The organism is Emticicia sp. 17c, from assembly GCF_037153985.1.
Classification (GTDB): Bacteria; Bacteroidota; Bacteroidia; order Cytophagales; family Spirosomataceae; genus Emticicia.
This window is the reverse complement of sequence record NZ_JBBAYI010000012.1, coordinates 52,649-70,415: the sequence shown is the minus strand read 5'-3', so window position 1 is coordinate 70,415 and position 17,767 is coordinate 52,649. Positions and strand designations below refer to the sequence as shown.

Below are 17,767 nucleotides of genomic sequence, written 5' to 3'. Positions count from 1 at the left end.
GCTATTTATGTTACGCCCACGAGTAAAATCGTGGGCTTTTTTTATGCAGCTAATTCTTTCAGGGCTTTTACAAAAGCATCAAGCTCGGCGGTTGTTGTATAAATATTAGGGGTAATTCTGCATCCTTTTACTGCCGGAGAATCAATGGCTACCGTCCAGATTTTATATTTCTCAAGTAGTGTTCTGGCCATGTCGGCAGGTTTCATGGTCTTAATTCCTACGTTAGCAATACCACACGCCCGATGGCTCTCGGCAGGTGTGTTTACCATAATATTGGGAATATCCCTTACCTGTTTGGTCCAGTATTCCTGCAAATATCTTAGGCGGGCTTCTTTTCTGTCTCTGCCAATTTTTTCGTAGAAATCAATAGCATTAGCAATAGTTAAATCGGTATGTACTGGCGTAGTACCCGTATGGTTCAGCTTGCGGATGTCGTCATCCTGATACCCCATATCACCAAACATTTGCCACAATTTGGCAATTTTGTCTTTTTTGACATAAAGCAAGCCTGCGCCAAGCGGCACGCTCAGCCATTTATGTAAACTGCTGCCGTAATAATCGCAGCCTAAATCACTTATTTTATAAGTAAAATGAGCAAAAGCATGGGCGCCATCAACCATTACCTCTACGCCTTTGCTGTGTGCCATGTCACAGATTTTCCTGATTGGTAAAATCTGCCCCGTAATATTAATCATGTGGCAAACCATTAGCAGGCGGGTTTTAGGAGTAATGGCTTTTTCGTATAGTGAAACTATTTCTTCATCAGAAGCCGGATGGTTAGGAACCGAAATTACTTTATTTACTATACCATACCTACGGGCTTGTAATTTAAACATATCAAGCATGGCGCCGTAATCCTGTTCGGCCATTACAGCTTCGTCGCCTGTTTTCCAGTCAATACCAGCAATGACAGTATCGAGCGATTCGGTCGTATTACGGGTTATCACCAGTTCTTCATGCGAGCAACCAGCCAGCGCAGCTAATTTTTTTCTAAGAACCAGTTTGTCATCAAATTGCCTTGTACGCATATAATAAGACCCTTGCAGGTTAATATCCTGTACGTGTCCAATAAAGTTCTGGAGGGTTTCCTGCGGCACAAAACAATAATAGCCATTTTCAAGATTAATGTAATCGGGTTTGATTTTATAGCCACGACGCACCTCTGCCCAGAACTCCTCGTTGGTAGCAGCCTCTTGTGGTGTTTGTAACTGAATATCCGATAAGACTTTATGAAAACGTTTTCCGAAAGCTGGTGCAGTTATACCGGCAGCAGCAAAGGTTTTAATAAACTGACGCTTGTTCATGAGTAATGTTTGGTTAGAAGTGCTTTATTTTAAATTCATAAAATATTTTCTTCGTTCTTCGGGCATTTTTTCAATGCTATACCGAAGGGCGGTTCGTGGCATTAATTTAATATTTTTTTCCAGAAAACCCTCCACCTGCGTTGCATTGCCAGTGTCTTTGGTTTCCTGTTTCCATATTTCACGGAGCATCCAGCCAATGGCTTTATGAATTAAGTCGTGTTTGTGCCGAAGCAGTAGTGTGGCAATAGCGAAGGTATCTTGGTATTGTTTTTTATTGATAAAATACCAACTGGCAATAATGGCGATACGTTGTGTCCAGAGGTGGTCGGTCGTGGCCATCTGCGTCAGTATTGAGCGGTCTTTGTCATACAGATACGCACCTACAATATCACGGGCCGAGGTGTCTACTAAATCCCAGTTATTGATTTGCTGGGTATTAGCCAGATAAAATTCGTAAATGTGCCGGCGGGCTTCGCCCTTTGCTTTTTTCATTTGGTTAACCAGAATAATTAAAGCAGCCAGCCGATACTCATGAATGGGGTCACTGAGCAAAATCTGTAATTCTTGTAAAGATAAATGAGTATATTTCTTGCAAATAGTGCGTAGGTCAGGGTTTGAAATACCAATAAAAATATCTCCTTCGCCGTATTGCCCTGCCCCTGTTTTAAAAAACCAAGCCGACGTTTTGGCACGTTCGGGAGTTGCAGCAGCCTGTAATTCTGAAATGAGTTCGTGCATTGAAACGATTTAAGGTTTTTTTTGTTAAAGATAATAAAATAAGCTATGATGTAAGTCAGATAAAACAGATAGAATAATTGCTATTGTTGTGTTGCTGGCTTCTTTTAATATTTGCTCTAAAATGATAGGAATAATCATTGGTACTAATCGTAAAAACTCAATTTCCCGAAAAGTAGGTGTCTGTTATCAGAAACTGCTGGAATCGCTAGGAGCTGAAAGTCAGCTAATAGATTTGGCCGAATTGCCTGAAGATTTTGCTTTTTCAGCTTTATATCATAATTCTGGTAAGAACGATGCCTTTAACCAGTTTCAAACCATTATTGATACTACCCAGAAATTTGTTTTTGTTGTGCCTGAATACAATGGGTCGTTTCCGGGAGTTTTAAAAACTTTTCTGGATGGCTTACGGTATCCTGATAGCTTTAACCACAAGAAGGCAGCCTTAGTGGGTATTTCGTCGGGTGTGCAGGGAAACGCCGTCGGATTGGGGCATCTGAATGATATTCTGAGTTACATGGGGACCGACGTACTGGGCCTACGGATGAAACTTGGAAGCATCAGAAGTCATTTCGATGGTGAAAACTTTACATTTGAGGTATACCGAAGTTTTCTGGAGAGGCAAGCCAAACAATTGATTAATTTTTAATGATGCCGCAAACACCCACACAAATAGCTCCGCCACCGTGGGATTTACAAGGAAACGGATATGTTTTTCTGTATTATTTCCCGAAGAATTTTGTGCAGGAACAGGGTTTTCTGGCAGGTTACCAGCAATGCCGTTACAAAGGGGGCTGGTTTGGTACAGTAATGTTGGTTAACTACGAAACATCAGGCGTAGGGCCTTATCAGGAGTTGCTTTTTGTGCCGGGCAGAATCAGGTTTGCTCAGGCTCCTGCTGGTACATGGAGTATTTCAAAAATATATGTTTCTTCGCCAGATAGTGTCTGGAATGGCATAGAGAATTGGGGAATACCGAAAGAATTAGCCAGCTTTTCAGTAACTAAACCTCATACCGACGAAGAAATAATTGAAGTAAGTATAGGAGAAAATAAGTTTTTCAGGGTACATCTCAGCCAGAAAAAATTTATATTTCCTGTTACGACAAAGATTCTTCCGCCGTTGAAACTGGCACAAAAACGCCGTCATGATTTAGCAATTACACAGATTTCGGCACATGGTAAAGCTGCCTTTACCCGTGTAGTAGACTTAAAAGTCGATAGCCAGTATTTTCCCGATGTATCAAAGGCAAAATTACTGGCTACGCTGGCAATAAAAGATTTTAAAATGATTTTTCCTGTACCGGAGGTGCTGAAAAATTATTTTAAATAAACTTTACGGGCTTACTTGAATCTCTTCATCATTTGCCACTCCCGACCAGCATAATTTGTACGGAAAGTTTCAATACACTTACGGTCTTGCAAGGTAACATAGCAGGTTTTTCCATCTTTACCTCCGAAACAAATATTTGAAGTTTGTTTGCCTTTCATTAGTACCGACCTAAGCACTTTCCCCTCCGGCGATACGATGTCTATTTGCCCCATGCCCCAACGTGCTATATATAAATTCCCTTTTGCATCGCAACGCATACCATCCATGCCTCCGTCTGAAAACTGTATTAACAGGCGTTTGTTGGTTAATTTGCCTTCGGATGTAATATCATAAGCCCAGACGTTTCTCTGAACCGACTCGTTTACGTATAATGTTTTTTCGTCGGGGCTTACTTCAATACCATTAGTAGTACCCATATTGGTTTCCAGTAATTCGGCTTTACCATCGGGGGTTACTTTCCAGATTTGCCCTTTGCTTTCTTTCCAGTTAGGGTCACTACAAAAAATGATTCCGTTGCGCATAATTGCCAAGTCGTTGGGTTGATTCATGGCTGGTACGTGCGCTAAAACACTTACTTCTCTGGTTTTGAGGTTTACTTTCAGTACATTGTGCTGCATGAAATCGGCTACAAAAAAAGTATGTTGAGCCCCAAAACGAATGCCATTCCCGACGCTCCCGTCAGGCAATGTCAGAAAAACAGATGTTTTGCCGTCAGGCGTAATTCTGGCAATAGTGCCATCTTTCTGAATATTTACGGCGTAGATATTTCCGGCTTTATCGACCGACGGCCCTTCACAATTATTGGTAAACTCACCTTCTTTCGTAAGGTCAGAGGCCATAAACAGGTTTTGTTGAGCAAAAACAAAGGTGGTATTTAAAACCACCCCAATGAATAATAAGGTTTTTTTCATTCGATACAGATAATTTATACAAAAGCAACAGGCTATTGTTTGCAGTTTTCTTTCCGGCGGGTATCAACTATGCCTATAATTTGCCAGCCTTTTTCGGTTTTCATTAACGTGAAAAGGTCTACACCACAATGAATAAACTTGTCGCTTACATACAATTCATACGGAGTCCAAGCCATTGCCATGGCACCGTCTACTTTTATATCATACGAGGTTAGTCTTTCATCGAGAATTACGCCTTCGCGTTTGGTACCGACCGACTTCAACCAGCCAATAATTGCATCGTCCTGTAATTTTACTTCGCCGGTTTTAGTTTTAAGCACCGATTTAAGAAAACAAGATGGGTGTAATACCTGACGAATAAGCGTGGTATCGTTTTTACGCATACCATCAAAAACCTGATTGATACTTGCTTTAATCTGTTCTTCGTCGGTTTGGGCAAAAGCTGTTGCTGAAAACGCAATAAACAAAATTGTAAATAGTTTTTTCATTGGTTTTTTAGTTTTAGAATGATTAAAAAGATGATATTAAGTATTTTTACGCTAGTAATCACGACTTTTTACGCTAAAATCTGCAAAATATCCTGTTTACCTTTGAGCTGTAAATTTTTACAAAACTTTATAGCCATGCCATCTACAAAATTCAATGTTGTACTCGAAAACATCGAGTTATCAAAAGAACAGCAGCAAGCCCTGCAAAAAGACCTCAATGCAGTAGTTGCCAAGCATATTGCAGGAATTGACCACACGGCAGTTCTTGGTAAAAAAGATATGCTGAGGATTAATCCTGAATGGTTGGGAATCTGGTTACGCCGTTTTAAAGATACCCGCGCCATGAAACTTGCCAATACCTTTGAAGCACTTAACTGAAACCTTCAATGAAATTGCTCAACAAAGCCTGCCCCAGTAGCACTTGTGAAACTGGGGCATCTGTTATCGGTATTGTTAATCATGAGGGGGTGGTTGCAATACTGCCTCAGACAATAGAGGTAACCGATGAGTTTATTGCTATTGCCAGTCGGGGCAATGCTCCCGAAAAGCGTTTTAGGTTTACTAATAAGTGCGTCGAAAACGGTTGCCGGCAATGGAATGGCTCCCGATGTACTGTAATTGACAAAGTACTGCAAATGAACGAGTCTTTTGTAAGTAGCCTGAATTTACCTGCCTGCGATATCCGTAACAACTGCCGATGGTATCATCAGGCAGCGCACAAAGCCTGTGCTGTTTGTCCTTTTATTATAACCGATAGCCTAATGGCTGACGAACAGGAAGAAATGGTCAGAGTAACCGAAACACAAGTGCTTATGCTCTGAAAAATTAATCCTGTTTATCAAATTTTGGCACTTTACTATCAAATTTCAGGTAGTTGCCTGCCACAGTTGCCGCGTTGCCAAATCCACACTCAAATGCTTCATCCATATATACAATAGTGGCTCCGCCTTCAAAAAAGATAATTTTCAGTTTGCATTTGCCAAATTCGGAGTTCTCATAAATGGCCTGATTCCCGTTAAGTTTGAGGGTAGTTTTCTCAATAATTGCCTGATTATAACTAGGTGCACCTCTGATGGCCTGCATCTCTACAACAATTTTGTCTTTCCCTATCTGGTTTACATAAATATTGCCTGTGCCTCCTTCTTTGCCGAAATTATAAGCGTAAGTACCTGTTACATTCGGATAACTGCTTTCAATCTTTATTTCAGAGGTTTTCTTTAGCACAAAGTTCATTTCTTTCTCGCTGTTAGGCTTTGTCCAGAACCCTGTAATGTCATCACCTTTTTTAGTGCCATAAAATATTCCTGTAATATCGGTTTTCGAGTCGAACTCATGTAACAGAACGTTGCCGTTTTCGAGTGAGCCTACTACTTTAATGGCCTGCCCAACTTTTTTATATACCAACGTACCGTAGATAAGGTTATCGTCGAAAGTGAGGGTCATTAAAATAGGAATTTTATTGTTAATTAAGCCGTCGAAAGTCTCTTTATACAGTGAAGGTTGCGCAAAAGAAAACGAACTAAAAAGCGAAAATGACAAAAGAAAAATACGGAATATTTGCTTTATCATAGAAATAGTTTTTGGTTGGTGATGCAAGATAAGAAATTTATCTTTTCTTTGTAACAGTAAATAAATTCTATTCAAAATGAAAACAAAACTTCAAATCCTAACTATTACTCTTTTATTAATTTCGTCTTTGGGTTTTGCCCAGAAAAGCAAAGGTAAAAAACTATTTAACGGCAAAGACCTTACCGGATGGGTGGTGTATGGTACTGAAAAATGGTATGTTGAAGATGGTCTTCTGGTATGTGAAAGCGGGCCAGATAAAAAATATGGCTATTTAGGCACAGAAAAGAAATATAAAAATTTTGAATTAACACTTCAATTTAAACAAGAAGCTGACGGCAATAGTGGTGTGTTTTTTCATTCATCTATTGATGGCACAACCATTACTGGCTGGCAGGCAGAAGTAGCCCCTCCGGGCCACTCAACAGGTGGAATTTATGAGTCACACGGGCGCGGTTGGTTAATAAAACCAAGTGAAGAAAAAGATAAAGCCCTGAAAATGGGTGAGTGGAATACCATGACTGTAAAAGTAGTAGACAACGTAGTTACTACTTACCTTAACGGCACAGAAATGATTAAGCTGGATGATGCAAAAATCGGCGAAAGAGATGGTTGCATTGCCTTGCAGATTCATAGTGGTGGTGGTATTAAAGTAAAATGGAAAAACATTGTTGTGAGAGAACTTTAAGCTAAGATCTCAGAGTATGAGTTCGTCACGAAAAAAAAATAAATATCAATTATCGGGTGTGTATTAGCCCACACCATTAACCCCTCTGTTAGCATTATTAACAGAGGGGCTTTTCGTTTTTAGCTTTCAGAAAAACTTTTCAATAAACTTACCAACCTGAACATCAGAAATTATTAAAACCTAAACCGCAATGAAGCAAGAAAAATCTACTTTGCAGTACCTTTTTAGCTTACCAGTAATTGTTGCCGCGCTTGGATATTTTGTTGATATCTATGACCTCCAGCTATTTGGTATTGTACGCGTACAAAGTCTTGAAAGCCTCGGCCTTACTACTAAAGAATCCATCTCGTCCGTCGGGACAACCATTATCAACTATCAGATGATTGGCTTGTTAATAGGGGGGATTCTCTGGGGAGTACTCGGCGATAAAAAAGGCAGACTTTCGGTACTTTTTGGCTCAATTATTACTTATTCGTTGGCTAATATTGCCTGTGGGTTTATTCCGCATATTACTTTCATAGACAAAATCGAAGCCTATAAGTGGCTACGTTTTATTGCAGGAGTTGGGCTGGCCGGAGAATTAGGCGCGGGTATCACACTTGTATCAGAGGTACTTCCCAAACATTTACGCGCCATTGGTACTTCGCTAGTTGCAGGCATAGGGCTATGCGGAGCCGTAGTGGCTACTTTTACTGTAAAACTTTCAGGCGACTGGACGGTTGCGTATCTCATAGGTGGTGGCTTGGGTGTTGCGCTTTTATTGTTGCGTGTTGGGGTTATTGAATCAGGTATTTATAAAGATATTGTTAACAAAAAGCATGTCGAGAAAGGCAATTTCTTTGCTTTCTTTAGCAACTGGGACCGCTTCGTTAAATACATGAAATGTATCGGTATCGGGCTGCCTACTTGGTTCTGTATCGGTATTCTGACCTATTTTAGCAATGAGTTTGGCGAAGCCATGGGAATAACTGAAAAAGTTGACCCGGGTCTGGCAATTATGTGGGCTTATGTAGGTATTTCGGTAGGCGACTTCCTGAGTGGTTTTATTAGTCATTTGTTCCATTCACGCAAGAGAGCTATTGCTGCCATGATGGCCTTTGCACTGGTAGGAGTTGTGTTTTTCTTGTTTTCAGGAGGTATCAAAAGCCCTGATATGTTATATGGTGTTTGTTGCTGGCTAGGTTTGGGCACAGGCTACTGGGCTATGTTTGTAACCGTAGGAGCCGAGCAATTTGGTACAAACCTCCGAGCTACCGCTGCTACTACTGTACCAAATATGGTTCGTGGTACAGTAGTATTGATGACCATGCTGTATAAATTCTTTAAACCTGACCAGGGAGTCATTATTGCAGGTGCCATAGTAGGGGTTATCTGTTTTGCTTTAGGTTTTTACTCAACGCTTACCATTCCTGAAACGCACGGGAAAGACCTTGATTTTCTGGAAGAATAAAGCTGATTTTCGTATATATATACATAAAAAGAGTCCTGATATGGCAACTTATACCGTATCAGGACTCTTTTTATGTTAGCAAATTATACAGATATTATGCAAGGTAGCTGGGAAAACAATACGTAAAAACCCCTAATGAATTGCGTATTTTTACGCTATGTCAGTAGGGGTTTTTACGATATATTTGCGATACAATTACGTTGAAACAGGATAAAAGAAAAGCCGACCCTAGTAAATAAGGTCAGCTTTACCTGTTGAATCCAAAACAATAATAATTATAGCTTTGTGGCTCTAAAACTCTCCTTGTAAGTACCTTCTTTGTATTGATCAAAGGTTTCTTTTTTAAAGTTATCTCCACCAAAGAAGGTAATTACCTGATGGAACGTCTTCGCATCGAGATACCCCGGTAGTGGCTGAATCATATTATATTGTGCATCCAGAAAAACAGTAGTGGGGTAGCTCATTTTACCTTGCAGCAACAGTACTGCCGCCTGATTTGCATTATGCTGTGCATCAAAGGTGTATTTTTGCCCGCCTACGCTTATTTCTTCATGTGTTTCGGCATCCAGCTTCACCATGTAGAAGTTTTTGTTCAGATACTCAATTACTTCGGGGTTTGTATAGGTTTGCCTGTCCATTACTTTGCACCATCCGCACCATTGAGTGTAGACATCAACAATGGTTTTACGAGGTTCTTTCTGTGTACGATTATAAGCCTCCTGCAAACTAATCCATTGTATTCCGTCGGTGTGTTTGGCAGTATTTGCATTTTGAGCAAAGGTAGTATAGGTGCTAGCTATAAGTGCTACTAATAAGATAATCTTGTTCATGGGTTATATTTTTATTCTGAAAATAGCAATTTGTGTACCAATGTACTAATATAACGGATATTTGACAGAAAAAAATACACCTGTTGTTGCCAAACGCACTTTACCGTAGCCTACTTTGCCAAGTGGCTGTTTATAGAAAGGCTCTATCTGGAAACTTAACCGACGAAAAAGCTGATGTTCATAGCCTACCGAGAAGTTTAAAACACTAAACGGATATGTACCTGTTTTACCTTCCCAGCCTGTACGTTTAATGTTGGGGTCGTTAGGATTCGTATAATTATAACGATATGTTTCTTTCAGCATCACATAGCTGGTAAAACCGCTACTAACAAACCAACGGCTATTGGCTTTTTGTGAAATATCGTATCGGATATTGACCGGAATATCAAGCATTTTACAAGTAGCATCAATGTCTTTTACAGCCGGAGGGGTAGTCCAGTAGCTACTCCATTCGTATTGGTCAGGCATGGCATTATAAAGCTTCAGAGACCTGATAACCCCCGCTTGCAAGCTCAACCTGTTGTTGAATCGATACTCGATAAGAGCCGCCCAGTTATGGCCAACCTTTACAAAACTATTTGAAGGAATAAAACTGAAATCAGGCGAAAGAGCCAAACGAATGCCTAGTCCTCGTTTAAATGCAGTATTCTGGGGTGCAATAAAATCTGTAATGGAATTTTGTTCTGGGCTTGTAAAAGTTATCTGTGGAAGTTTAAGCAGATAGCCAGCAGAAGCATATCTCGGTGATAGTGCCGACACCCGCCCCCATTGAATTTTCTCTATGGTTTGGCTACTTGAATCAGCAATCATAGTTGAGGTCTGGGCCTCAGTTTCAAGGCTTTTATTGTTTAAGCCAGCCTTATCTTTTAGTGCTGCTGGTACAATATTGGAGTTTTGTTTTGCTAACGACCTGCCTCGTTTTTGTACACGAGTTATTTCATTAATAGCCATTACTGGCTTATTCTCAGCTAAACCATTAGCTAAACGCTTACTGCTCGCCTCGTTTCTGGCAGAAATGCCCGTATTTGTTGGGTGAGTGTCCAGCCTGTTTTTTTCTTTAACTACCGCGTTGCTCTTAAATGATTTTTGTTTGGCTTTAGTACTAAAGTCAGAATCTGTATTGGTTTTTAGTTTGTTGCCAGTTTTTTTCTCAGCTATTATTTTATTATCTGTTTCGGAGCTAAGACTACCCCCTTCGGTTGTTTTTTTATTGTTTGTTGTATTCAGTAATTTTTCAGTGTTAGCTGGTTTTGGAAGATTAGCTGTATTTGTTGCTTCTTTTTCCTGGTTTTTATGAGTTGTTAAATCTTCTGTATCGACTTTATCTGTTGTTACATATTTTTTATCAATGTTAGCCTCTTTGTTTACTGCGTTTTCTTTGTGTTTGTCTTTTAGGGTTCCAATTGTTGTGGTAGTTGGCTTTTTTAAAACAAAATAACTACCAATAATCAACAATAGTAATATAATAGCTGTGGGTAAAATCCATTTGCCAAACGGAGACCCCTTTGTTCCTGAGCCTGATGCAGGATTATCTGCTGCATCAAGTTTTTGTGTCATTTTTTTCCATGCTTCAGGGTCAAAGTCGACCTCGCTCTTTTCAGCCGATTCTCTGAAAAGGTCGTCAAACTCTTCATCTGATAAATCATGTATGTTTTTATTCATTTTATTTAAAAGGCCGTCCTTTAAGAAGCCCCTTGTTTTGCTTTATTGGTTGTTGGTTAAGGCACTATCGATTTTTATAATCATTTTGCGGAGTATCTCCCGCGCGCGTGATAAATTTGATTTGGATGTGCCTACGGATATTTGTAGTTTCTGGGCTATTTCTTCGTGTGAGAACCCATCAATTACAAATAAATTAAATACCATCTTGTATCCAGACGGCAAACGCTGAACAAGTTCCAGGAGTTCATCATGATTCAATTGGCTCAAAGCATTGCTATCAGTTGAAGAAACCTCGTAGGCTTCTTCGAGATTTTCGTGGAAATAGTGCTTTTGTTGACTCCGGTAGTAATCTAGTGCTGTATTGACAATAATTCTTCTGAACCATGCTTTGAAAGGGTAGGCCGATTGCCTGCCTGCGGCATCGTATTGCTCTCCTTTTGTAAAAACCTTCAGAAAACTATCGTTAACTATTTCTAATGCTTCTTCTCGATTCTGGTTATAGCGTAAGCAAACACTCATAGCAAATCCATAGTACTTCCTGTAAAGCCTTTCTTGGCTTTGCCGGTCACCTTTTAAACTTGCAACAAGTAATTCTTCTGGACTATCAGGCAAATGATTTACCATATATTTCGATTACGCAAGAAAAAACGCCAGGGTTGCGTCTGGCTATAATTTATACCCAACATTAAGAAAAAAAGCGACAAAAAACAACAAATGAGCGACAACTCTGCCACTTTATGCAATGCAGAAGATTTTTTTACTAACCCGAAAGTTTCATTAAATTTGAGGGTAGTTAAATGCGCTACCCTATAAGATTAATCAAGACCTATGACAACCTACGCAGAGATAGTGCTTCGGGCAATATCGGTATATTTATTTATGATTATTGCCATCAGGCTCTTCGGGAAAAAAGAGCTGGCGCAACTTTCGGTGATTGATTTGGTTTTTATTTTGCTCATTAGTAATGCTGTGCAAAATGCTATGGTTGGCCCCGACAATTCGTTGCAAGGGGGCTTAATTGCTGCCGGGGCATTGTTTATAACCAATTTTATTCTGAAAAAAATAATCGGGCGTTATGATTCCGTCGGGAAGCTTATTCAGGGAGAACCCGTTATGTTGATATATAAAGGCAAAGTTCAGGAAAGAAACCTGAAAATAACAGGTTTTACTCATGCTGAACTAGAAGCAGCTATACGCGAACATGGCGTTGAAAAAATTGAAAATATTGACCTTGCTATGTTAGAGGTAGACGGCAACATTAGTGTCTTGACGGATGATTTCAGGACACGCACCCATAAAAAACGTATTCATAAAACACTCAATAACCCCAACGCTACTACATAAACAGCGTTTGGATTTCTTCTTTTAAAAAACGAAGTGCTTCGGTAGTAGGTTGTTTACCCTCAGTAATAACTTTCTCGAATATTCGTTTTGATAAATCAAGGGCGGGGGCATCGGTAGGTAGTTCGGCGGCTGAAGTGTTTATCAGTGTAACTACCTCGTTCATGGCATGGCGGATTTTCTCCCATGCTTCGTGCGATAAATATACCTGTTGGGCAAGGTTATGGTTAAATTCTTCTCTGATTTCCCGAAGCAGTAATTGCTGAAAATCAAGTACATGAATGCTATTGCTACCAAGCCTTACCAGTAAGTTATTAGGGGTAATACGTTCCAGAAAAAGAGTCATCCGTTCGAAAGCCTGTAAACGTAGAGGAGTAATAAGCTCGGTGTTTTTTTGTTTTAGCTCCAGTTGCTTTTGTTCAAACTGCTTTTGCAGAAAGGTCTGGGTAGTGAGGTACATTCCGTACAAAACGGCCGCTGCGGGAATAAGTATTTTTAATAATTCAGCTATTATCTCCATTCTTGATGCTTATTTCAGGATTTTGTTCCGCAAAATTATAAATTACTGCATTAGGGAATATCATAAATGAGTGATTATTTTTGTAAGTAGACTACCGGTATTAATAAAATAAAATGATAACATTTACAGCCAGTGCCAAAGAAGAAATAACGAAGACTTTTAGCTCGCCGGAGATTCCGGCTGAGTATGCCTTGCGGGTAGGGTTAAAAGGAGGGGCGTGTTCGGCTAATTATCTTCTGGGCTTGGATAAAGCTACCGAAAACGACGAAGTGTATCACATAGAAGGAGTGAAAGTAGTAATTGACCGTAAGCATCTGATGTACCTGATAGGAGTGAAAGTAGACTATACCCAAACCGAAACAGGTACAGGCTTTGTAATACTGAAAGGATAATTAAAAAAGTGCAGTTTTGGCATGGTTTTCGTGTAAGTATTTCCTGAGAATTAAATTGGTGAACATGGATTGGCAGTTACTAAAAAGACATCTCTTCCTTATTCTCTCTGTAGTATTTACCATCATAGCTGCGTTGAATTTTTTTATTTTTGAGAAAGATGCCCCCAGAGCATCGCAAGAACACTATGTAAATGCTATCAGAGAAAAAATAAGGGCTGAAATCTTACGGTCTAAAGACGAACTTTTTAACATAGGAACAAAGTATCAGAAAGCTACCGAGAATACTTTCCTGAACTTTGAAACCGCAACAGAATACCCCTATTACATATTTCGTAATGGGCAGTTGGTTTATTGGTCTGACCACCGATTTGTACCAAATTATCAGGATATTGCCGGTAATCAGGAAACCCGCCTGCTTAGTACCGACAACAGCATTTATATTGTAAACGCCATTAAGTTCGGCGACAAAGGCGGAAATGTAGAGGTTTTTTCTTTGATTAACCTTTACCGCAAGTTTCATAACGAGAACGATTACCTGCATAATGGCTATAATCACCACATTTTTACTACTGAACCAAACAACGTACTGAATCAGGCCAGTAAAGAAACTTTTCTGAATATTACCGACGACAAAGGTCGTTTTTTGTTTTCGGTTGTTCCGCCTCAGGTCGAAAAACTTACCGCTTCTAATATTCCAAGCAATACGCTGTTTTTGTTGGCTATCAGTATTCTGCTACTAGGTATTTATATTGTATTCTGGATAGGAAGCCTTATCAGAGCGCATCAGTTTGGGCGCGCATTTGCGTTGTTGGCGGCGTATCTGATATTTATTCGCCTCATGATGCTCTCAAACAGTATCCCGTTTATTGTTTATGAGTCAAATCTTTTTAATCCGAAATTCCTGACCATTAATGGCTTAGCTCCTTCTTTAGGCGATATGCTACTAAACGCCATTGTGGTGCTGATACTGGTGGGGTATCTGGTAACGTTCTTTTATAGGTCAAACACCTATTACAAGTTATTCAAAACCAGTTCAATTTTCCAGTCAGTAGTATCGGTTATATTAGTAGCTACCTCTATTGGGTCTACAATTATATTTTTCCGTAACCTCTGCCATATTTACGAAAAATCGCAGTTTACCTTAGACCTTGCACTGAGTATATCGTTTTCATCCTTGAAAATAGCTACCCTGCTTTTCTACGTTATATTGTCTGTTATTTTCTTCCTGCTGAATCACTTGTTTTGCAGCCTTTTTATTCGTTTGAATAAAGATTATAAAATCGCGCTCATTCGCTGGGTTCTAGGGGTAATAATAGGCTATATTATTGTAATATTGGTAGATGAATTCAGTTGGGGATATCTGGCCGTAGCATTATACTTTCTGTTGATATATGTTAATAAACTGCCTCGCTTTTTTTATACGTTCAAATACAAAACCACTATCTATTTTTTTACGGGGGCTTTTGTTTTTGCATTTATGGCTATGTTTGTTATTTACAGAGAAGAACAAAAAAAGGATTTCTTTGATAAACAGAAGTTTGGCCAGAAATATCTGGCCGAAAATGATGTGTTAGGCGAAGGGCTACTGGCCAGAGTAATACAAACCGTGCAGAAAGATACGGCTATCGGTACCGCTCTTAACAGAGCCTTGCTAGCTCGTGAGCAAACCCAGCAGATTGTAAAAAGTAAGCATCTGGACTTATATTTTGACCGATACGACACCGACGTGCTGGCTTTTGATAAAAATGGCAAATCGTTAGATATTTCGGAAGGAGTCCATAACCTGAATTATTATGAAGAAAACTACAAGAAACCCGTTTATAAAACGGGCAATCCTGATATTTTCTTTGTCGATGATTTAAGCGATAGCTTTATTAAACAATATGTAGTTTTTATTCCTATCAGTAGGGAGGGCAGTCAGGTAGGAAGTGTAGTACTTGACTTAAAACTCAGAGATGAGTTTGCTCAAAGTGTTTATCCTGAGTTATTGATGGATAAAAAATTTGTACAAACCCCTGAAACAAAAAATTATAGCTACGCCGTTTTTGATGAGAAAAACCAGATGCTTTTTACTTCTGGTAATTACAATTATATGCGTAAGTTACCGGTTTCGGTACTTAACGACAAACAACTTTATGAAAAAGGCATTGAACTTAATGAGTATAACCATGTAGGTAAAATCGGGCAGAACGGGCGTAAAATAGTTATTTCATCAAAGCACCAGATATGGCATAATATATTCCCGAATTTCTCATTCCTGTTTCTGTTATCAGTACTTTGTATTGTGTTTGTGATGCTACTTTATACCATGAAGTATAGCCTCAGAAACATGAATGTAAATTTTTCTACCAAAATTCAGTTATACCTCAATGCGGCTTTTCTGGTTCCGTTAGTATTGGTGGTAATGATTACTCTGAGTGTTATTAACTCAACTTTTGTGAGTAATCAGGAAAAAGCATATCTCGACAACACCAAGAATATTACTTCAACCGTACAGCTTCAACTCGAAAACTTCATTCAGAAGCGTATGAGCAGGGCATTTCTGGAGCAGGAAATCAATGACTTGGCACATGATACCAAACTAGATATTAATCTGTATAATCTGGATGGCAAACTAAACCTTACGACGCGCCCTTTGGTATATGAATACGGACTAATCTCTAATTTTATTAACCCCCTTGCATACAGACGCATTATTGAAGAAAAAGAAAACGAAGCCTTGTTGACCGAAACGCTCGGAAGCCTTAAATATAAAACCGCTTATATGAGTATTAAAGGGCAAGACAGTAAGCCATTAGGGGTAATAGGTATTCCGTTTTTTGATGCTAAACCTGCACTCGACCGTCAGGTGACAGAGGTGGTCGCTTCTATTCTGAATATTTTTACATGGCTTTTTCTGATTTTATTGATTATCTCGTACTTCGCTTCTAATATTCTCACGAATCCGTTAAGAATAGTTGCTCAGAAATTGAAGAAAACTAATCTGGATAAGTTACATGAACGCCTCGACTGGAACTCAGACGATGAGATAGGGTTATTGATGCGGGAATATAACAAGATGCTTAAAAAACTGGAAGAAAGTAAAGTGGCACTTTCGTTAAGTGAAAAACAAACTGCGTGGCGTGAGATGGCCAAGCAGGTGGCACACGAAATCAAGAATCCGCTAACACCAATGAAGTTGTCTATTCAGCAACTACAACGAACGCTCACTGTCGATAATCCTAAGGCTAAAGAGCGGATTGAGCGGGCTTTGAACTCGTTAACAGAACAAATTGATAATATCAGCGAAATAGCCAATTCGTTTTCTGAGTTTGCAAAAATGCCAGTACCACGGAACGAGGTATTTGATTTGGTGCCTTTAATTCAAAAATCGGCCGATTTATATGCCGAAGATGAGAAAATTGCCCTTAATGCTTATATCAAAGAAAAAGATGCGTGGGTATTAGGCGACCGCCAGTTTATGAGCCGCGTTATTACAAACCTGATAATTAATGGCATACAGTCAGTGCCGGCTGGTAAAAGACCTATTATTAACTTAAGGCTTTATCGTAGTGAAGACGACAAAGCAATTATTGAGATTCAGGATAACGGTTCGGGTATTCCTGAGAACCATCGCCAGAAAGTATTTTTACCAAACTTTACTACTAAAGTGGGCGGCTCAGGCTTAGGCTTGGCAATGGCACGCCGTGGAGTAGAACACGCTGGAGGAAATATCTGGTTTGAAACCGAAGATGGAAGAGGCACAACTTTCTTTATTGATTTGCCTTTGGCTTCGCCGAAATAACCTTAAAGCTCTCCAAAGAAAAAAGGCATTACACTACAAAATAACAATTACAATCTCCTATATTGGAGGCAAAAGTGTAATGAAATGGATTTCTTTGATATTAATAACATATTTTTTGAGCTACTAGGGGTAAAAATGAGCTACCTTGAGTTTTATGCAACCCTGACGGGCCTAATTGCGGTAATACTCTCGGCACAGGAAAATGTCTGGAGCTGGATTGTAGGCTTAGCCAATGTAGTACTGGCCTTTATTATGTTTTATCAGATACAACTGTATCCTGATATGTTTTTGCAAATCTTCTTTTTTATTACCAATCTGATTGGGTTCTGGCAATGGAAGTTTCCTAAGCAACAGGAGGCTAACCAACGAAACGAACTGAAAATAACACAATTATCGCTTCAACAATTTGGGCTGCTTACTTTAATAGGTTTATCAGGTACTTTTTTATTAGGCACTTTTGCGAAGAATCTGAGCGGATGGCTGCCACTGGTTTTCAGTAAACCAAGTGCTTTTCCTTACATGGACTCATTCACGACTGTAATGAGTATTTTTGCAACTTTTTTACTAATACGCAAGAAGGTAGAATCGTGGTGGGTATGGCTGGGTGTAGATATTATCAGTACATATATGTACTATATAAAAGAAGTGAAATTATATGCCTTGCTGTATGCGGTGTTTTGTATAATTGCCTTGTTTGGCGCACTTAGCTGGACACGGGAGTATAGAAAATCTTTATAAAAAACTATGGGGCCATAGTGTGGCCC

General features: G+C 39.4%; 19 protein-coding genes. 10 read left to right on the top strand and 9 right to left on the bottom strand.

Features of this window, described 5'->3' with window-relative positions:
• Positions 1-41: 41 nt before the first annotated feature.
• On the bottom strand, positions 42-1,304 hold the full coding sequence (locus tag WAA15_RS20315) for an aminotransferase class V-fold PLP-dependent enzyme (protein WP_337044670.1): 1,263 nt from the start codon (positions 1,302-1,304) through the stop codon (positions 42-44).
• Between the two features lie 24 nt (positions 1,305-1,328).
• Positions 1,329-2,042 (bottom strand): DNA alkylation repair protein, encoded by a 714-nt coding sequence (locus WAA15_RS20310; RefSeq protein WP_337044669.1) that lies wholly within the window; start codon positions 2,040-2,042, stop codon positions 1,329-1,331.
• Between the two features lie 121 nt (positions 2,043-2,163).
• On the opposite strand from WAA15_RS20310, the gene WAA15_RS20305 reads away from it, so the two are divergent.
• On the top strand, positions 2,164-2,688 hold the full coding sequence (locus WAA15_RS20305) for an NADPH-dependent FMN reductase (protein ID WP_337044668.1): 525 nt from the start codon (positions 2,164-2,166) through the stop codon (positions 2,686-2,688).
• Positions 2,688-3,371 (top strand): acetoacetate decarboxylase family protein, encoded by a 684-nt coding sequence (locus WAA15_RS20300; RefSeq protein WP_337044667.1) that lies wholly within the window; start codon positions 2,688-2,690, stop codon positions 3,369-3,371. The genes WAA15_RS20305 and WAA15_RS20300 overlap by 1 nt, the downstream gene beginning before the upstream one ends.
• A gap of 11 nt (positions 3,372-3,382) precedes the next feature.
• Here the strand turns inward: WAA15_RS20300 and WAA15_RS20295 are convergent, their stop codons facing one another.
• Entirely contained in the window at positions 3,383-4,282 is a 900-nt protein-coding gene (locus WAA15_RS20295; RefSeq protein WP_337044666.1) for an SMP-30/gluconolactonase/LRE family protein, read from the bottom strand.
• 32 nt (positions 4,283-4,314) lie between these two features.
• Positions 4,315-4,770, bottom strand: coding sequence for a nuclear transport factor 2 family protein (locus tag WAA15_RS20290; protein ID WP_337044665.1), 456 nt, complete (start codon positions 4,768-4,770; stop codon positions 4,315-4,317).
• A 135-nt stretch (positions 4,771-4,905) separates the two neighbouring features.
• On the opposite strand from WAA15_RS20290, the gene WAA15_RS20285 reads away from it, so the two are divergent.
• Positions 4,906-5,148 (top strand): hypothetical protein, encoded by a 243-nt coding sequence (locus WAA15_RS20285; RefSeq protein WP_337044664.1) that lies wholly within the window; start codon positions 4,906-4,908, stop codon positions 5,146-5,148.
• Positions 5,149-5,156: 8 nt separating this feature from the next.
• Entirely contained in the window at positions 5,157-5,591 is a 435-nt protein-coding gene (locus WAA15_RS20280; RefSeq protein WP_337044663.1) for a hypothetical protein, read from the top strand.
• A 4-nt stretch (positions 5,592-5,595) separates the two neighbouring features.
• Here WAA15_RS20280 and WAA15_RS20275 read toward each other — a convergent pair whose 3' ends face one another.
• Complete coding sequence (locus tag WAA15_RS20275) at positions 5,596-6,339, bottom strand: hypothetical protein (RefSeq protein ID WP_337044662.1); 744 nt, start codon at positions 6,337-6,339, stop codon at positions 5,596-5,598.
• Positions 6,340-6,415: 76 nt separating this feature from the next.
• Between WAA15_RS20275 and WAA15_RS20270 the strand changes: the two genes are divergently transcribed.
• Positions 6,416-7,024: a 3-keto-disaccharide hydrolase gene (locus WAA15_RS20270; RefSeq protein ID WP_337044661.1), complete on the top strand. Its 609-nt coding sequence runs from the start codon at positions 6,416-6,418 to the stop codon at positions 7,022-7,024.
• Between the two features lie 190 nt (positions 7,025-7,214).
• On the top strand, positions 7,215-8,474 hold the full coding sequence (locus WAA15_RS20265; RefSeq protein ID WP_337044660.1) for an MFS transporter: 1,260 nt from the start codon (positions 7,215-7,217) through the stop codon (positions 8,472-8,474).
• A 275-nt stretch (positions 8,475-8,749) separates the two neighbouring features.
• Here WAA15_RS20265 and WAA15_RS20260 read toward each other — a convergent pair whose 3' ends face one another.
• The 3 genes from WAA15_RS20260 to WAA15_RS20250 are packed head-to-tail and all read right to left on the bottom strand — an operon-like array spanning position 8,750 to position 11,590.
• Positions 8,750-9,304, bottom strand: a complete 555-nt coding sequence (locus WAA15_RS20260) for a thioredoxin family protein (RefSeq protein ID WP_337044659.1) — start codon at positions 9,302-9,304, stop codon at positions 8,750-8,752.
• Positions 9,305-9,349: 45 nt separating this feature from the next.
• Entirely contained in the window at positions 9,350-10,966 is a 1,617-nt protein-coding gene (locus WAA15_RS20255) for a hypothetical protein (protein ID WP_337044658.1), read from the bottom strand.
• A 42-nt stretch (positions 10,967-11,008) separates the two neighbouring features.
• Entirely contained in the window at positions 11,009-11,590 is a 582-nt protein-coding gene (locus WAA15_RS20250; RefSeq protein WP_337044657.1) for an RNA polymerase sigma factor, read from the bottom strand.
• A 204-nt stretch (positions 11,591-11,794) separates the two neighbouring features.
• Between WAA15_RS20250 and WAA15_RS20245 the strand changes: the two genes are divergently transcribed.
• A complete protein-coding gene (locus WAA15_RS20245) occupies positions 11,795-12,310 on the top strand; it encodes a DUF421 domain-containing protein (protein ID WP_337044656.1) in 516 nt (171 codons plus the stop codon).
• Here the strand turns inward: WAA15_RS20245 and WAA15_RS20240 are convergent.
• Positions 12,303-12,827, bottom strand: coding sequence for a DUF7935 family protein (locus WAA15_RS20240; protein WP_337044655.1), 525 nt, complete (start codon positions 12,825-12,827; stop codon positions 12,303-12,305). The two genes, WAA15_RS20245 and WAA15_RS20240, sit on opposite strands and share 8 nt — an antisense overlap.
• Before the next feature lie 113 nt (positions 12,828-12,940).
• Between WAA15_RS20240 and WAA15_RS20235 the strand changes: the two genes are divergently transcribed.
• The 3 genes from WAA15_RS20235 to pnuC all read left to right on the top strand — a co-directional run bounded on the left by WAA15_RS20235 (position 12,941) and on the right by pnuC (position 17,741).
• A complete protein-coding gene (locus WAA15_RS20235; protein WP_337044654.1) occupies positions 12,941-13,219 on the top strand; it encodes a HesB/IscA family protein in 279 nt (92 codons plus the stop codon).
• Between the two features lie 133 nt (positions 13,220-13,352).
• Positions 13,353-17,003, top strand: a complete 3,651-nt coding sequence (locus WAA15_RS20230) for a sensor histidine kinase (protein ID WP_337044653.1) — start codon at positions 13,353-13,355, stop codon at positions 17,001-17,003.
• Positions 17,004-17,087: 84 nt separating this feature from the next.
• Positions 17,088-17,741, top strand: a complete 654-nt coding sequence (gene pnuC / locus WAA15_RS20225; protein WP_337044652.1) for a nicotinamide riboside transporter PnuC — start codon at positions 17,088-17,090, stop codon at positions 17,739-17,741.
• Positions 17,742-17,767 lie beyond the last annotated feature (26 nt).

Excerpts from the sequence above, each read along its gene's own strand:
- WAA15_RS20315 (WP_337044670.1), bottom strand. The coding sequence starts at position 1,304 with ATGAACAAGCGTCAGTTTATTAAAACCTTTGCTGCTGCCGGTATAACT.
- WAA15_RS20310 (WP_337044669.1), bottom strand. The coding sequence starts at position 2,042 with ATGCACGAACTCATTTCAGAATTACAGGCTGCTGCAACTCCCGAACGT.
- WAA15_RS20305 (WP_337044668.1), top strand. The coding sequence starts at position 2,164 with ATGATAGGAATAATCATTGGTACTAATCGTAAAAACTCAATTTCCCGA.
- WAA15_RS20300 (WP_337044667.1), top strand. The coding sequence starts at position 2,688 with ATGATGCCGCAAACACCCACACAAATAGCTCCGCCACCGTGGGATTTA.
- WAA15_RS20295 (WP_337044666.1), bottom strand. The coding sequence starts at position 4,282 with ATGAAAAAAACCTTATTATTCATTGGGGTGGTTTTAAATACCACCTTT.
- WAA15_RS20290 (WP_337044665.1), bottom strand. The coding sequence starts at position 4,770 with ATGAAAAAACTATTTACAATTTTGTTTATTGCGTTTTCAGCAACAGCT.
- WAA15_RS20285 (WP_337044664.1), top strand. The coding sequence starts at position 4,906 with ATGCCATCTACAAAATTCAATGTTGTACTCGAAAACATCGAGTTATCA.
- WAA15_RS20280 (WP_337044663.1), top strand. The coding sequence starts at position 5,157 with ATGAAATTGCTCAACAAAGCCTGCCCCAGTAGCACTTGTGAAACTGGG.
- WAA15_RS20275 (WP_337044662.1), bottom strand. The coding sequence starts at position 6,339 with ATGATAAAGCAAATATTCCGTATTTTTCTTTTGTCATTTTCGCTTTTT.
- WAA15_RS20270 (WP_337044661.1), top strand. The coding sequence starts at position 6,416 with ATGAAAACAAAACTTCAAATCCTAACTATTACTCTTTTATTAATTTCG.
- WAA15_RS20265 (WP_337044660.1), top strand. The coding sequence starts at position 7,215 with ATGAAGCAAGAAAAATCTACTTTGCAGTACCTTTTTAGCTTACCAGTA.
- WAA15_RS20260 (WP_337044659.1), bottom strand. The coding sequence starts at position 9,304 with ATGAACAAGATTATCTTATTAGTAGCACTTATAGCTAGCACCTATACT.
- WAA15_RS20255 (WP_337044658.1), bottom strand. The coding sequence starts at position 10,966 with ATGAATAAAAACATACATGATTTATCAGATGAAGAGTTTGACGACCTT.
- WAA15_RS20250 (WP_337044657.1), bottom strand. The coding sequence starts at position 11,590 with ATGGTAAATCATTTGCCTGATAGTCCAGAAGAATTACTTGTTGCAAGT.
- WAA15_RS20245 (WP_337044656.1), top strand. The coding sequence starts at position 11,795 with ATGACAACCTACGCAGAGATAGTGCTTCGGGCAATATCGGTATATTTA.
- WAA15_RS20240 (WP_337044655.1), bottom strand. The coding sequence starts at position 12,827 with ATGGAGATAATAGCTGAATTATTAAAAATACTTATTCCCGCAGCGGCC.
- WAA15_RS20235 (WP_337044654.1), top strand. The coding sequence starts at position 12,941 with ATGATAACATTTACAGCCAGTGCCAAAGAAGAAATAACGAAGACTTTT.
- pnuC (WP_337044652.1), top strand. The coding sequence starts at position 17,088 with ATGGATTTCTTTGATATTAATAACATATTTTTTGAGCTACTAGGGGTA.